The sequence below is a fragment of the Pelagibacterium sp. genome, from assembly GCF_965249125.1.
Taxonomy (GTDB): domain Bacteria; phylum Pseudomonadota; class Alphaproteobacteria; order Rhizobiales; family Devosiaceae; genus Pelagibacterium.
The window spans coordinates 1785304-1799343 of sequence record NZ_OZ252217.1; the positions used below are offsets into that span (position 1 = coordinate 1785304).

The 14040-nt window shown below is 62.0% G+C and carries 12 protein-coding genes; 2 read left to right on the plus strand and 10 right to left on the minus strand.

The features are described from left to right. Window positions 1-13: 13 nt before the first annotated feature. Genes ACP148_RS08785 through ACP148_RS08800 form a run of 4 tightly spaced genes read right to left on the minus strand, consistent with a single transcriptional unit; the run spans window position 14 to window position 3991 of the window. Entirely contained in the window at window positions 14-964 is a 951-nt protein-coding gene (locus ACP148_RS08785) for an ABC transporter substrate-binding protein (RefSeq protein WP_421950540.1), read from the minus strand. A 59-nt stretch (window positions 965-1023) separates the two neighbouring features. Next, entirely contained in the window at window positions 1024-1863 is an 840-nt protein-coding gene (locus tag ACP148_RS08790) for an ABC transporter ATP-binding protein (RefSeq protein WP_421950541.1), read from the minus strand. 14 nt (window positions 1864-1877) lie between these two features. After that, window positions 1878-2930 (minus strand): iron-enterobactin ABC transporter permease, encoded by a 1053-nt coding sequence (gene fepG / locus ACP148_RS08795; protein WP_421950542.1) that lies wholly within the window; start codon window positions 2928-2930, stop codon window positions 1878-1880. Continuing rightward, window positions 2927-3991: an iron chelate uptake ABC transporter family permease subunit gene (locus ACP148_RS08800; protein WP_421950543.1), complete on the minus strand. Its 1065-nt coding sequence runs from the start codon at window positions 3989-3991 to the stop codon at window positions 2927-2929. The genes fepG and ACP148_RS08800 overlap by 4 nt, the downstream gene beginning before the upstream one ends. Window positions 3992-4268: 277 nt before the next feature. On the opposite strand from ACP148_RS08800, the gene ACP148_RS08805 reads away from it, so the two are divergent. After that, window positions 4269-4928, plus strand: a complete 660-nt coding sequence (locus ACP148_RS08805; protein WP_421950544.1) for an outer membrane protein — start codon at window positions 4269-4271, stop codon at window positions 4926-4928. A 110-nt stretch (window positions 4929-5038) separates the two neighbouring features. On the opposite strand, the gene ACP148_RS08810 is transcribed toward ACP148_RS08805, so the two are convergent. Further along, window positions 5039-6301, minus strand: a complete 1263-nt coding sequence (locus tag ACP148_RS08810; RefSeq protein WP_421950545.1) for a class I SAM-dependent methyltransferase — start codon at window positions 6299-6301, stop codon at window positions 5039-5041. A gap of 126 nt (window positions 6302-6427) precedes the next feature. Next, the gene (gene recJ, locus ACP148_RS08815; protein ID WP_421950546.1) at window positions 6428-8218 is read right to left on the minus strand and encodes a single-stranded-DNA-specific exonuclease RecJ; all 1791 of its coding nucleotides are present in this window, start codon (window positions 8216-8218) and stop codon (window positions 6428-6430) included. Window positions 8219-8395: 177 nt separating this feature from the next. Here recJ and ACP148_RS08820 point away from each other — a divergent pair, with 177 nt between their 5' ends. Beyond that, window positions 8396-8929 carry a hypothetical protein gene (locus tag ACP148_RS08820; RefSeq protein WP_421950547.1) on the plus strand — a complete coding sequence of 178 codons (534 nt, stop codon included), beginning with the start codon at window positions 8396-8398 and terminating at the stop codon, window positions 8927-8929. On the opposite strand, the gene glpX is transcribed toward ACP148_RS08820, so the two are convergent. From glpX to argC, 4 genes are all read right to left on the minus strand, one after another. After that, on the minus strand, window positions 8930-9901 hold the full coding sequence (glpX, locus tag ACP148_RS08825; protein ID WP_421950548.1) for a class II fructose-bisphosphatase: 972 nt from the start codon (window positions 9899-9901) through the stop codon (window positions 8930-8932). 3 nt (window positions 9902-9904) lie between these two features. Continuing rightward, a complete protein-coding gene (locus ACP148_RS08830; RefSeq protein ID WP_421950897.1) occupies window positions 9905-11218 on the minus strand; it encodes a homoserine dehydrogenase in 1314 nt (437 codons plus the stop codon). 279 nt (window positions 11219-11497) lie between these two features. Further along, window positions 11498-12712 carry an LL-diaminopimelate aminotransferase gene (locus ACP148_RS08835; RefSeq protein WP_421950898.1) on the minus strand — a complete coding sequence of 405 codons (1215 nt, stop codon included), beginning with the start codon at window positions 12710-12712 and terminating at the stop codon, window positions 11498-11500. Window positions 12713-12887: 175 nt separating this feature from the next. Then, on the minus strand, window positions 12888-13940 hold the full coding sequence (gene argC / locus ACP148_RS08840) for an N-acetyl-gamma-glutamyl-phosphate reductase (protein WP_421950549.1): 1053 nt from the start codon (window positions 13938-13940) through the stop codon (window positions 12888-12890). Window positions 13941-14040: the final 100 nt, after the last annotated feature.

The window sequence follows — 14040 nt, forward strand, 5'->3', positions numbered from 1 at the left end:
GCCCGTTCTGGTTCTATTCGCCGACGACTTCAGCGTCTTCCACGAGCGCTGTGAGTTTTTCGAGTTCGGCGGTGTAGGCGCTATAGGTCCTGATCCACCATGCCGGCCAATCACCTATCTGGCCCGCGGCAACGGCGGGAATCAATTCGGCGAGCGGTTGAGCATCGACGGCCTCTTGCGTTGCGGTGCCAAACCGGTCGTCGAGCAGCAGGATATCGGCGGGGTAAGTGTCCGCATTCTCGCAGCTCAAGACGCCCCAATATTCGCCTTCCGGAGCATCGGGCTCGACCATGTCCAAGCCCCATGAGGCGAAGTCGTTCAATTCTGCCGCGCCGGCGGGTGCAGCGACGTAAAGGCTGTCGGCATTGGCCCAGGCGGCCATGACGGTCAGGCCCGGCTTGGCTGCGGCCGCCTCGGTGAGCGCGGCGCGCGCTTGCGCAAACGCTGTCCGTTGTTCAGCGATTTCGGGAGCATCGAGATCGGCGCCGAGAGCTTCGGCGAGCGCACCATAGTCTTCGATCAATCCCAGAACGGAGCTGCCCTGCAAAACGCCGACAATAGGAGCGATGTCGGCGAACCGGCCGTCGGGGCGCATCGCGTCACCTCCGCTATAGTCACCGGTGCGCGGCCAGTATTCGGTTACGATCAAATCGGGATCGAACGCCAGCAGGCTCTCGGCCTGCAACTCATTATAGGCGGTGCGGACGATTTCGATGCCGGTGAGATCGAACTCGGCATAGCTTTTCTCCGACGTGCTCTCATCGGTGAAAATGCCCACCGGTTCGATGCCGAACTGCATGAGCCCCGCCGCCGAGGACGAAAAAGCGACGATCCGGTCGGGCGGATTGTCGAGGGTGATCGTATTGCCCGCGCCGTCGGTGAAGCTCCATTCCTGGGCGGTGGCCAATGGTGCCGTTCCGGCCATCAAGACGGCAGCCACAGATATGATCGTCAGGCGTTTCATGAAGCGCTCCTTTAATACGTGGGTTACCATTTGAGGGTTTGGGCGAGCGGGCGGTGTTCTCACGTTTTGGCCGGTTGGAGTTCGGCGTGAGGAATCGAACCGCGCGGTATGATCATCGGCGTTTTGGCCAATGGATCTTCGATTATGATACAGGGCAGACCGAAGACCTCTTCGACAAGGTCGGCGGTGATGATCTCGTCGGGTGCGCCTTCGGCAAGAATCTGGCCATCCCGCATCGCGATGATGTGGCTTGCGTAGCGGCAGGCATGATTGAGATCGTGCAGGACGGCGACTACGGTGTGGCCGTCGCGCGCATTGAGCGCGCTCAGAAGTTCGAGAAGTTCGATCTGGTGGGCGATGTCGAGATAGGTGGTCGGTTCGTCCAGCAGCAGCATCGGGGTCTGCTGGGCCAGAACCATGGCGACCCAGACACGCTGGCGCTGGCCGCCCGAGAGCTCGTCGACAAGCCGATGGGATAGCGGCGTGATCTTTGTGGCTTCCATGGCGCCGATGACCGCCGCCTCGTCTTCCACCGACCATTGACGGATGAATTTCTGATGCGGGTAGCGACCTCGGGCCACGAGGTCGGCAACGGTGATGCCCTCTGGAGCAATCGACGTCTGCGGCAGGAGGCCCAGACGGCGGGCGACCTCCTTGGCCGGGTAGCGCGAAATCGCCTTGCCATCGAGCATGACCTGGCCCTCGCTGGGCTGGATGAGGCGTGAAAGCGCCCGCAACAGCGTCGATTTCCCGCACGCATTGGCGCCGACGATCACGGTAAAGCCCCTGTCGGGAATCTGGACCGAGAGTTCACGCGAAATGACCCGGTTGTCGTAGCCGATGGTCGCTTTTTCGGCGGAAAGGCGCGACAGGCCGGCGGGATCGACATGCTTGTTCATCCTGGCATCTCCTGTCATTGGCGCCTGGCTTCCCGCATCAACAGCCAGACGAAATACATCCCCCCGATCGATACGGTGACCACGCCTACGGGGAGTTGAGTGGGCGCAAAGGCCCGCTGGGCGAGAAAATCCGCAGCGGCGAGCAGCAAGGCGCCCATGGCTGCCGAGGGCAGCAGCGCGACGCCGGCGGCTCCCGTGAGGCGCCGCGCGATTTGCGGCGCGGCCAGCGCCACGAACGATATGGGACCGGCAACGGCGGTCGCGGTCGCGGTCAGCGCCACCCCGAGCACGAGCAGAGCCAGCCGCACGGGCTCGGCACGGATGCCCAGGGCGCGCGCCGCGTCATCGCCCATTTCAAGCTGTTTCATGGGCCGACCAAGGATCAACACAAGCGGCATCAGGATGCCGAGCACGACCAGCGTGGGCCAGAGCTTGTCGAGACCGAGGCCGTTGAGCGAACCCGCGCCCCACACGGCCGCGGCCATTGCGACTTCGAGCTTGGCACGCAGCATGAGCCAGGTGTTGAGAGAGGAGAGCATGGCCGACATGCCGATGCCCACGATGATCAGCCGGAAACCCTGCACGCCGCGCCGCCAGGCCAGGGCATAAACCGCAAGCGCGGTCAGCACGCCACCCAGCAGGGCGCCGCCCGCGATCTGGTAGTAATTGCCCGAGAAAACGATAATGGCGATCAGCGCGCCGGTATAGGCGCCCGAATTAAAGCCGATCACGTCGGGGCTGCCCAACGGATTGCGGGTGAGCGACTGGAAAACGGCGCCGCTCATGCCCAGCGCCGCGCCCAGAATGACCGCCAGCAGCGAGCGTGGCAGGCGCCACTCGACGACCACCATGTGGATGCGGCCCTCGGCCTGGCCGATCAAGGCCGAAAAGACATCGGGCAGTGCAACCGGATATTCGCCGCTGGCGAGGGCCAGCAGGGTAACGACCAGTGCGATTGCGAGCATGATGGCGACCAGGCCCATGACGCGCATATCGAGGCGCATGGTGACCCGGCCGTCAAACAGGCGCAGTATTTTCGTTGGCCGGCCGAAATCGATGGCGCTCATAGTCCGCTGACCTTGCGCCTGCGGGCCAGAAGGATCAGCACCGGCGCGCCGATGAATGCCGTCACGATGGCGACCTGGATCTCGCCGGGACGCATGACGATCCGCCCCACAATGTCTGAAACCAGAAGCAGGACCGGCGCCAGAACGAGCGTATAGGCCATGATCCAGCGCTGGTCGGGACCAACGATCCAGCGGGCGACGTGGGGCACCATCAGGCCGACGAACCCGATGGGGCCGGCGGCTGCCGTCGCGCCACCGGCAAGCAGGGTAACGGCGATGACAACCACACTACGAACGCGCAAGATATTGGCGCCCAGCGATTTGGCCAGATCATCGCCTAGAGCCACTGCATTGAGCGGGCGGGCCATAACGGCGGCGAGCAGCAGGCCGACGATTATGAAGGGCGCGACGGTCGTGACTGCCTCGTAGGTTCCGCCGCTCAGCGCACCGGCCGCCCAAAAGCGCATGCGGTCGAACGCCGTGGGATTGAGAAGCGTGAGGGCCGTGGAGACGCCGCCGAGAATTGCCCCGATGGCAACGCCTGCGAGCGTGAGCGTGACCGGGGTGGCCCCGTTCCGTCCCGAAGAGCCGACGGCATAGACCATCACGGTGGTGACGATGGCGCCGAGAAAAGCGAACCAGATGTAAGATTGCAGCGACGTCAGGCCGAAATAGCCCACGGCAATCAAAACGAAAAAGCTCGCTCCCGCATTGACGCCGAGAATGCCCGGATCGGCCAGCGGATTGCGGGTCAGGGCCTGGATCAGCGCGCCGGAAATGCCGAGCGCGGCGCCAACCAGAAGCCCGAGCACGGTGCGCGGCAGGCGCAGGGTCTGGACAATGGCGTGGTCGTTGGAATCGTCATAGGCGAGAAGGGCATCGATGACGGTCGGCAAGGGAATGTCGCGCGAGCCGACGGCAATGCTGGCGAGAACTGTCACCAGCAGCACCGCAAGGCAGATCAGAAGGCCCGTCAGACGCCACGCGTTGCTGGCAGCAACGCCGGGGCGGCGCGCGGCCTTCCCCTCGCCCTGGGCGGCGGTTTCAGCAATGACGGTCATGGGCTCGATGGCTCCAGCACAACAGGCGAATGAGCTTTAGCTATAATTTATGACTTCTGTGGTCAAGTTATCAGAGAGCAACAACCCATCTGCCGGTGATCGAAAATTTCGGGCGTTGTTTTCACGCTCTCTTGATCGAAGCACAGGAGCCTCGCATTCCGGCCCTTGCAGCAATATGCCGCGCTCATACGGACTTTTTGTTCCAATTCATCAATAATCCGGAAACTGTTTGGGCAGAAAAGCTGGTCGCCTCTGGGTATGTATGGAGTCCCTGACGATGAATAAGATGGTGATTTCAGTGGCCGTGATTTCGGCCCTTTCGGTGGGGCATGCCAGCGCGGCGGACGCGTTGGGCGACACCTCCAATTATGGTCCGTATGCCCAGGGTCAGGGCAGCGCCAGCTCGGGTTTTGGCGGGTTCTACGCGGGTGGCAACATTGGCTACAGCCGCGGCGATTATGCTCCCGGCAATGCCGGCGCTTCGGCTATCGAAGGTTTTACGGGCGGCGCGCAGGGCGGATATAACGCCGATCTGGGCGGGCTGGTGGTCGGTGTCGAGGGCGACTACCAACTTTCAGGCGCCCGAGACACACGGACGCTCGGCAGTGGCGACGAATTGAGCGTGGGTATCAATCATTTCGGCACGGTTCGCGGCCGGGCGGGCGTCGATATTGGCGGGATCATGCCGTATGTGACTGGCGGCATCGCATTCGGCGATGTGGGCTACCAACAGGAAACCGTTGCCGGGCCGATCATTTCCGAATCCGAATATGGCTGGGGTCTGGCCGCCGGCGCGGGGATCGAGGCGATGGCGGCCAACAACCTCTCGCTCAAGGCCGAATACATGTTCGTCAATTTCGGCGATTTCAATCTCAGCAACACGAGCGTGGATGCCAACGCGCACACGGCGCGAGCCGGCATCAACTTCCACTTCTAGAGCATTTCAGCGCTTCTTCGAATCGCTCCAATTGCTCTAAGTCCTTGTTTTGTCGCGCTTCCGAACCGGATAAGTGGTACCCACTTATCCTGGAAGCGCTCTAAAGTGGTTTAGATTGGAAAAATCGACCGGCCGTCTCTGGCAGATGGCCGGCGATACTGATAGATGCCCACATCGATGGTGCCTTCGGTAAATCCGGCTTCGCAATAGGCGAGGTAATAGAGCCATTTGCGCTTGAACACCTCGTCATAGCCCAGCTTGGCGATCGCATCCCAGCGCTCGATGAACCTCTGGCTCCAGATGCGAAGCGTACGGGCATAATCGAGCCGGAAGCAATCTGTTGCCTCAAGCACCAGCCCAACCTTGGCGGCTGCCTCCTTCATCACCGCCTTGGTGAGCAGCATGCCGCCGGGGAAGATGTAGCGCTGGATGAAGTCGGGATAGGCCTTGTAGATTTCAAAGTCGCGCTCGGCGATCGTGATGGCCTGAATGGCCGCGGTACCGCCGGGCTTGAGCCTGTCGTGGACGGTCTTGAAGTAGTCGGGCCAGTGTTCCTCGCCGACGGCCTCAATCATCTCGATGGAAGCGACGTGGTCGAAAGCCCCCCTGGTGTCGCGATAGTCCTCGAAAACCAGTTTGCCGAAGTCGGCGAGTCCCTGCCTTTCAAGGCGATCGATACCGTATTTGAGCTGTTCGCGGGACAGTGTGATGCCGCGCAAATGCGCGCCGGTCCGCGCGGCGGTTTCCGCAAAACCACCCCAGCCGCATCCGATCTCGAGAACATGATGGCCGGCCCCGATTCCGGCCATGACCATGATGCGCTGATATTTTGCGCGCTGCGCTTCCTCGAGCGAGATATCCTGGCCCGCGAAATAGGCCGAAGAATAGGTCATGGATGGATCGAGCCATTCGGCGTAAAAATCATTGCCGAGGTCGTAGTGCTCGGCGATATTTTTCTGGCTGCCCTCGCGGGTGTTGGGACGCGACATGTGATAGGCGAGGTCCTGGGCGGCACGGCGGAAAATGCCCGGATTGGCCTTGTCGAAAATGTCGCGGTTCTGGAGGAAGAACCGGAAAAGGGCCGTCAAATCCCTTATCTCGATGTCGCCACGCATGTAGGCCTCGGCAAAACCGAGCGTGCCGCGCCGCATTGCCGCCTTGAGCACGCGGAAATTGTTGAGCTTGAGGAAGGCGTGCTCGCCGGTCGACGCATCGCCCAGCGTGCGGCAGCGGCCACTGGGGAATGTGACGGTCAACGCGCCCTTGTGCGGAATGCCCATCAGCGCGGCGCCGGCCTTTTCGAGCAGGACCGACTTGATCCGTGTTCCCCAGCCCGGCCGTGCCTGCTCCCGATCGAAAGTGGCTTGACTCATTGACCTCATCCCCTGCCTGCGCGCAATTGAAACTGCTGTTACGGTTCTCGATACGAACCGGAAGCGGTTTCAGATTGCAGCCCTTACCGATGATCTTAACGGCCATGCCGGGCGATGCAAGTCTGGCTAACCCGGTGTTGCTGCGTCGATAATCCGCAATTGAACGGTCTCACGTCCCTGCCAGTGGTCAATATTGAGTGTGCCAGCGACATGCAGACGCTGGCCATCACGGGCCTTGAGCAGGGCCTCGCCCAAGGGCGTCCCGGCAGCGCGGAAGGCAATGGCCTTGAGGTTGGCGCCATCGCCCGAGTTTACGGTGCAACGAACGTGGCCTCCGGCTCCGACAATGTCGGCAAACCGGATCTGATGGGCCGGAAGCGCGAAGATGGGTGTGGGGTTGCCCGCACCGAAGGGACCGGCCCGTTCGATCTGGTGGATGAAATCAGGGTTGGCACCGCGAGCGGTGAGCGCGGCATCGATCTTGAGCCCGTCTTCGGCGCGGGCTGTCTGAACATCGTCGGTAAGGGTGTCGTTGAGATACTGCCGGAACGGTCCGAGCTGGCCGGGTGCCAGCGTTACGCCGGCGGCCATGGCGTGACCGCCACCCTTGGCAATGATGCCGCCGCGCACCGCGTCGACGACCGCTGCCCCCAGGTCGACCCTTGGAATCGAGCGGCCTGAGCCGGTGCCGCCACCATCCGCGCCCAGGGCCAGGGCAAAGGCGGGCCGCCCGAAGCGTTCCTTCAAACGTGCAGCGACGAGCCCGACAATGCCCTGATGCCAGTCCGAGGACCCCGTCACCAGCACCGACGGCCCGGGGCCCTCGCCGATCTCCATTTCCGCCGCGGCCACGGCCTGCTCGACCGCGGCAACCTCTATGCGCTGGCGCTCGCCGTTGAGTTCATCGAGGCGCTGGGCGATGGTGAGGGCTTCATATTCATCCTCGGTCGACAAGAGGCGCGCGCCCAACCCCGCGTCGCCTATGCGCCCACCGGCATTGATGCGCGGGCCGAGCAGAAAGCCAAGATGGTAGGCGTTGGCGGGACCGGATACACGGGCCGCAATGGCAAGGCTGGCGAGGCCGACGTTTCTTCCGGCGCGCATCACGTCGAGACCGCGCAGCACGAATGCCCTGTTGAGACCCTTGAGCGGAACGACGTCGCACACGGTGGCGAGGGCCACCAGGTCGAGCCAGGCCATAAGGTCGGGCAGGTCCGCCCTGCCCTGCCCGCGCAAAATCCGGTTGGTGGCGACCAGAACCATGAAGGCGACCCCGGTCGCGCACAGATAGCCCAGCCCCGAAATGTCGTCGCGCCGGTTGGGATTGACCAGCGCATCGGCGTCGGGAAGCGTATCGGGCGCCAAATGGTGATCGATGACCAGAACGTCGGCGTTCAGCGATTTGGCGTGCGCGATGGGGCCGTGGCTGGCGGTGCCGCAATCGAGGGTCACGATCAATGAAACGCCCTGTTCGACCAGGGCTTCCATTGCCGCGTTGTTGGGGCCGTAACCTTCAAATATCCGGTCGGGTATATGGGTGGGCGGGTTAAGCCCGAAATGGCGCAGGTAACGCACCATGAGCGCCACGGCGCCGGCGCCATCGACGTCATAGTCTCCGAACAGCCCGATAGACTCATGGCTGGAAACAGCCTCGGCCAGCCGCTGGGCCAACGCGTCCATTCCGGCCAGAGTGGACGGGTCGGGCATCAGGTCGCGAATTGTGGGGGTGATAAAGGTTTGGGCGTCCTCGACAGCAACACCCCGCGCGGCGACGATGCGGGCAAGAATTTCCGGCAGTTCGGTTTGCTGGGCGATCGCACCGGCCATCCGGCTGGCCGCCAGGTCGAGCCGATCGATCCAGCGCTTTCCACAGACCGATCTTTCAACGTTGAGAAAGGCTTGGGGCTCTGGCTTCATGGTTTATCTATAGACGGTGTTCCCGCGCGATCGATAGTCCGGACTCCGGTCTTTTGCACTAAATATCCTTTTGCCTGCGACATGCGGGCCCGGCAAGGGAACATCCGCCCTCTCGCGCCGTTTTTCAAATGGACGGTTGCGATCAACCGAATCCGTGATTTTTCGAGGGATTTGCCAATGAACACCAAAATTATCCTGCCGTTTGCCTTGATTTCCGCCCTGGCGCTTGGTGCCTGCGAAAATCAGACAGCAGCCCCTGAGCAGCCCAATCCCGACGCCGGCGATCCCGAAGCATTTGCCGAGCCGATCGAGGAATCGGAGGGCCCGGCCAACGTGATGTCGCCAGAGGAAATGCAGCAGCGTCGCGAGGAAATCGAACAAGAAGCCCAGCAGACTTTTGAATCGATCATGGAAGGCAGCCAGGAGGCGGGAGACAATCTCGTTGAGATGGGCGATGACGCAATGAGCACGCTTAGCCAGCAGATGACCGCAGCCGGCGACGCTATTGAGGTGCAGATCGACGCGCTGGTGGCAAATGCGGCCGAAGTGCGCGATGACAACATGACAGACGAGCAAAAGCTGCAGATCGTTGCCAATGTGCGCAACGCCGCCGAGGAAGCGGCCCGCGCACTTGGGCAAACGGCTCCCGAGGTCGTGGCCGCCGGGGATACAGCGGAAGAGCGCACCCGAGAGGTGCTGGGCCTGGAATAGTTACCCCACCCGCCCATGTTCGGCGGTGATCCAGCGGATGGTGTGGGACCAGGAGCGCATGACCACGCTGGAAGTGACTATTTTGCGCGGCATGAGCTTAACGCCGCGCAGCAGGCTGCCATCGGTCACGCCGGTGGCGGCGAAAAGCACGTCGCCCTTCGCCATGTCCGAGGCTGAAAACTTGATCGTGGAATCGGCGTGGCCCATCTCGCGGGCCTGGGTGCGTTTGTCGGGCGTATCGAGGATCAGGCGACCCTGCATCTGGCCGCCCATGCAGCGCATGGCGGCGGCGGCCAGCACGCCTTCATGCGCCCCGCCCGAACCCAGATAGATATCGATGCCCGTGTCGTCACTATTGGCAGCGTGAATGACGGCGGCGATGTCCCCATCGGGCAACAGCTTGACGGCTACGCCGAGATCACGCAATTCGGCGATCAGGGCTGCGTGGCGCGGTCGGTCGAGTACGCAGGTGACGATATCGGAGGTGGCAACGCCCTTTGCCCTGGCCAGGGCGGCGACATTTTCGGTCGCCGATTTATCGAGATCGACGATGCCGTCGGGATAGCCGGGGCCAATGGCGATTTTTTCCATATAGGCATCGGGGACGCGAAGCAGCGCGCCCCTCTCGGCAAATGCCATGACGGAAAGGGAATCGGAGAGATTCTTGGCGCAGCCGGTCACGCCCTCGAGCGGGTCGACGGCAACCTCAATTTCCGGCCCGTTGCCTGTCCCAACGGCCTCTTCAAAACCCAGTAGGGGCACGTTCCTGCCTTCGCCGATAACAATGGTTCCGGCGATATCGATGTTGTTGAGCGCCAAATGCATGGCCTCAACGGCGGCCTGATCGGCGCGCATCTCGTCACCGCGCCCACGCCAACCTGCGGCCGCAATGGCGGCCCGTTCAGTGATGCGGGCGATCTCAAGGGTAAGATTGCCATCGACCTTGGCGTGGATCGGCTCGGGTTTGGCCACGGGTCAGAACTCCTCGATACGGATCAATTGAGGCTGTCCCACGATAAACCCGTCCCTGGCAATCCGTTCGAGCGCTTCGCGCACAGCACTTTCGATCGTTTCATGGGTGATAAGGACCACGGTGCGCGAGGTTTCTTCCTCGACGCCGGGCTCGCTGGCGCGCAGATCGGGGCGCTGGATGACGCTTTCGAGCGAGATGTTGCCCTCGCCCATGCGGGTGGCGATGGCCGCAAGCGCGCCGGGAACGTCTCTTGCGTTCAGCCTTATATAATAGCCACCTTCATGAATGCGCATGGGCGCGCGTTCGCAGGGCCTGAGCTCGGAACTGGGCACGCCGAGTGGCGGAACCTGGGTGCCACGGGCGATGTCGAGGATGTCGGAAAGGACCGAGGCCGCCGTGGCCTCGCCGCCGGCGCCGGGACCAGCCAGGAGCAATTCCTGGACGTGGTTGGTTTCCAGAGCCACGGCGTTCAGAACGCCGTCCACGCCGGCGATGGCGCTCGACTTTCTGACAAGCGTCGGATGCACGCGCTGCTCGATTCCGCTTTCAACCTTGCGGGCCATGCCCAGAAGCTTGATCTTGTATCCGAGGTCTGCGGCTACTTTTATGTCAGCCTGCGTAATGCGCGAAATACCCTCGACAAACACCTGATCGGCGGAAATTTCGGTTTCAAAGCATAGGCTTGCAAGGATCGCCAGCTTGTGCGCGGTATCGAAGCCTTCAACGTCGAATGTGGGATCGGCCTCGGCATAGCCGAGCGCCTGGGCGTCCTTGAGGCATTCCTCAAAGCCGATTCCCTCGTTGCCCATGCGGGTGAGGATGTAGTTGCAGGTGCCGTTCATAATGCCATAGACGCGCGTGATGGCGGCAGAGCCGAGCCCTTCGCGCAGTGTCTTGATGACCGGAATGCCGCCGGCTACCGCGGCCTCAAAGCCCAACTGGGCATGGGCAGCCTCGGCGGCAGCGGCCAGCGCAACCCCGTGACGGGCCAGCAAGGCCTTGTTTGCGGTGACGACCGGGCAACCGTTTTCGAGCGCAGCGGTGACCGATGCGAGGGCGGGACCGTCCTCACCGCCGATCAGTTCGACATAGAGGTCGATTTCACCTGACCGCGCCAGGGCTACCGGATCGTCGAACCATTTGAAGGGCGAGATGTCCACGCCCCTGTCGCGCGAACGCGAGCGGGCGGATACGGCCGATACAATCAGCCTGCGGCCCAGCTTGCGCGCGATGGCGTCACCATCTTCGGTCAGGATGCGGATGAGCGCCGCACCGACGGTACCCAGTCCGGCGATTCCGATGCGCAGGGGACGCATGTCCTCGCCTTCGCCGCTTGCATAAACCTGCATGGCGCGGGCGATACGCTGGCGCGTTTCGCTCCGCGGCTCACGGCCGTCACGCAGATCGAAAACGAAAAGCGGATCTCCGGCGATTTCCCGGCCGAACCGGGTCGGAGTCCAGCTTCGCTCTGAAATGAAGGTTTCGATTGAAGACTTGAAGCTGTCTATATCATTCATGATCGCACGCAGGTTTGATGTTGCGCGCGACCATGAATAGGAATTTGCCTACACGTCAACCCTTGTGAGGGTCAAACGTCAGACTTTAGCAAGGGGAACCACGTTGCCATTGCTGGCTGAACCGCCAAGAAACTTCTTGATGGCACGCGCCGCCTGACGGATGCGCTGCTCGTTCTCGACGAAGGCGAGGCGGACATACTGATCGCCATACTCGCCAAAACCGACCCCGGGCGCCACGGCTACACCGGTTTCGCGGATCAGGAGCTTGGCAAATTCAAGCGAGCCCAGATCGGCGAACTGGTCGGGGATGGGCGCCCAGGCAAACATGGTGGCGGCAGGGCTCGGGATGTGCCAACCGGCACGGCCAAAACTCTCGACCATCACATCGCGGCGGTGGCGGTAGATACCGCGCACCTCCTCGATGCAGGAGTCATCGCCATTGAGGGCCGAGGCAGCGGCAACCTGAATGGGGGTGAAGGCGCCATAGTCGAGATAGGATTTGACCCGGGCCAGGGCCGCGATCAACCGCTCATTGCCCACGGCAAAGCCCATGCGCCACCCGGGCATGGAAAAGGTTTTCGACATGGAGGTGAATTCAACGGTCACCTCCATTGCACCAGGCACTTCGAGTACCGAATGGGGTGGCTCGTCCTCGAAATAGATCTCGGAATAGGCCAGATCGGAGAGAATGAAGATTTCATTCCGGCGGCAGTAATCGACCACTTCCTTGTAGAAATCGAACGATGCGACATAGGCGGTGGGATTGGCCGGGTAATTGAGGATCAGCGCGATCGGCTTGGGGATAGAATGACGCACGGCCCTGTCGAGCGAGCGCATGAAATCCTCGTTGGGATCGGCAGGCATGGAGCGCACGACACCGCCCGACATGATGAAGCCGAACGAATGGATGGGATAGGTGGGGTTGGGGACCAGTACAACGTCGCCCGGCGCGGTGATCGCCTGGGCCATGTTGGCAAAGCCTTCCTTGGAGCCCAGCGTTGCGACCACCTGGGTGTTGGGATCGAGCTTCACGCCGAACCGGCGGCCGTAATAGGAGGCCTGAGCCTTGCGCAGGCCGGGAATGCCGCGCGATGTCGAATAGCGATGGGTGCGCGGGTCCTTGACGGTTTCCTTGAGCTTTTCGACGATGTGGGTCGGTGTGGGCAGGTCCGGATTGCCCATGCCCAGGTCGATGACGTCGACGCCTTCGGCGCGCGCCTTGGCCTTGATCGGGTTGATGTGCTCGAACACATAGGGCGGCAGGCGGCGGATGCGATGAAATTCTTCGCTCATTTTGTCCTCGATGGGATCGGGTTCGATCCCGTTGTGACCCGATGCTGGCGCGCAATTGAGGCGCGCGGCGCGCATGGGATATTATCTGGCTATCATGGTGTTCAAAGTATGAACGGGGGTCCGCTTCAAAACAAAAGACCGGCCCGCGCCGTGGTCTTTACCGGCCCTGGCGCTCTTAAGGAAAGAGCGGCAGAGCCTCGATAGCGGTCGCCTCGGGATAGCCGAAGGCCACGTTGAAGTTCTGGATCGCCTGCCCGGCGCTCCCTTTCACCAGATTGTCGATGGCGGCAATGACGATGACCCGGCCGGGAATGCGGTCGTCAAAGACATTGATAACGCAATAGTTGGATCCGCGCACATGGCCGGTCGAGGGGATGACGCCCTTTTCGGCCACGCGGATGAAGGGCTCGCCGGCGTAGGCATCGGCGAGAACCTTGCGCACCTCGTCGGCGTTTTTGGCGCCGTCGAGCTTTACATGAGCTGTAATCAACTCGCCACGGCTCATCGGGATGAGATGGGGCGTGAAATTGACGGCGACTTTCCTGCCGGCCGCCAGGCCGATTTCCTGTTCGATCTCGGGAGCATGCCGGTGCACGCCGACCCCATAGGGTGTCAGGCTCTCGCCGGCCTCGGCAAGAAGGGTATTCTGCTTGGGCGCCCTGCCCGCTCCGGTGACACCGGATTTGGCGTCGATGATCATGTCATCTGTCGAAATCGTGCCGGATTTGACCAGCGGCAGCAGCGCCAGAAGTGTCGCAGTGGGGTAGCAGCCGGGGCACGCGATGATCTGGGCATCGCGAATGGCTTCACGATTGTGCTCGGTCAGCCCGTAAGCCGCTTTTTCCTGCAAATGGGGCGCCACATGGTCCGCACCATAGACCGGTCCGTAGTCCTCGGCATTGCGGAACCGAAAGTCGGCCCCCATATCGATGACACGCAGGGAGGAATTTTCTTGGGCGATATCGGCAACCAGTTTCTGGCTCGTTCCATGCGGGAGCCCGCAGAACACCACGTCGATATCGGAAAAATCCACAGCCTCGTTGGCCACAAGGTCGGGCAGTTCGGCCACGGCCAGATGCGGAAACACCGAAGCCATGGGCTTGCCCGCATGGGTGTTGGCGGTCAGGGCAACAAATTTGAGGCCCGGGTGACGCACGCCAAGTCGCAAAAGATCAGCTCCGGTATAGCCGGAAGCACCAAGAAGTGCGGCTGTCTTAGGCGATTGCATCTGACTTGCCCTCGTTGTCCGATTGTGTAAATGAAACACGCGAGGGGTCGTCATAATGCTCTGTAACGACAATGTAAATGACCCACGCGCCATGGGCGCA

What these genes read in the sequence shown, in the direction of transcription:
- argC (WP_421950549.1), bottom strand. Translation starts at nt 13,940, where the DNA reads ATGCAATCGCCTAAGACAGCCGCACTTCTTGGTGCTTCCGGCTATACC.
- recJ (WP_421950546.1), bottom strand. Translation starts at nt 8,218, where the DNA reads ATGAAGCCAGAGCCCCAAGCCTTTCTCAACGTTGAAAGATCGGTCTGT.
- ACP148_RS08790 (WP_421950541.1), bottom strand. Translation starts at nt 1,863, where the DNA reads ATGAACAAGCATGTCGATCCCGCCGGCCTGTCGCGCCTTTCCGCCGAA.
- fepG (WP_421950542.1), bottom strand. Translation starts at nt 2,930, where the DNA reads ATGAGCGCCATCGATTTCGGCCGGCCAACGAAAATACTGCGCCTGTTT.
- ACP148_RS08805 (WP_421950544.1), top strand. Translation starts at nt 4,269, where the DNA reads ATGAATAAGATGGTGATTTCAGTGGCCGTGATTTCGGCCCTTTCGGTG.
- ACP148_RS08800 (WP_421950543.1), bottom strand. Translation starts at nt 3,991, where the DNA reads ATGACCGTCATTGCTGAAACCGCCGCCCAGGGCGAGGGGAAGGCCGCG.
- ACP148_RS08820 (WP_421950547.1), top strand. Translation starts at nt 8,396, where the DNA reads ATGAACACCAAAATTATCCTGCCGTTTGCCTTGATTTCCGCCCTGGCG.
- ACP148_RS08835 (WP_421950898.1), bottom strand. Translation starts at nt 12,712, where the DNA reads ATGAGCGAAGAATTTCATCGCATCCGCCGCCTGCCGCCCTATGTGTTC.
- ACP148_RS08830 (WP_421950897.1), bottom strand. Translation starts at nt 11,218, where the DNA reads ATGCGTCCCCTGCGCATCGGAATCGCCGGACTGGGTACCGTCGGTGCG.
- ACP148_RS08785 (WP_421950540.1), bottom strand. Translation starts at nt 964, where the DNA reads ATGAAACGCCTGACGATCATATCTGTGGCTGCCGTCTTGATGGCCGGA.
- ACP148_RS08810 (WP_421950545.1), bottom strand. Translation starts at nt 6,301, where the DNA reads ATGAGTCAAGCCACTTTCGATCGGGAGCAGGCACGGCCGGGCTGGGGA.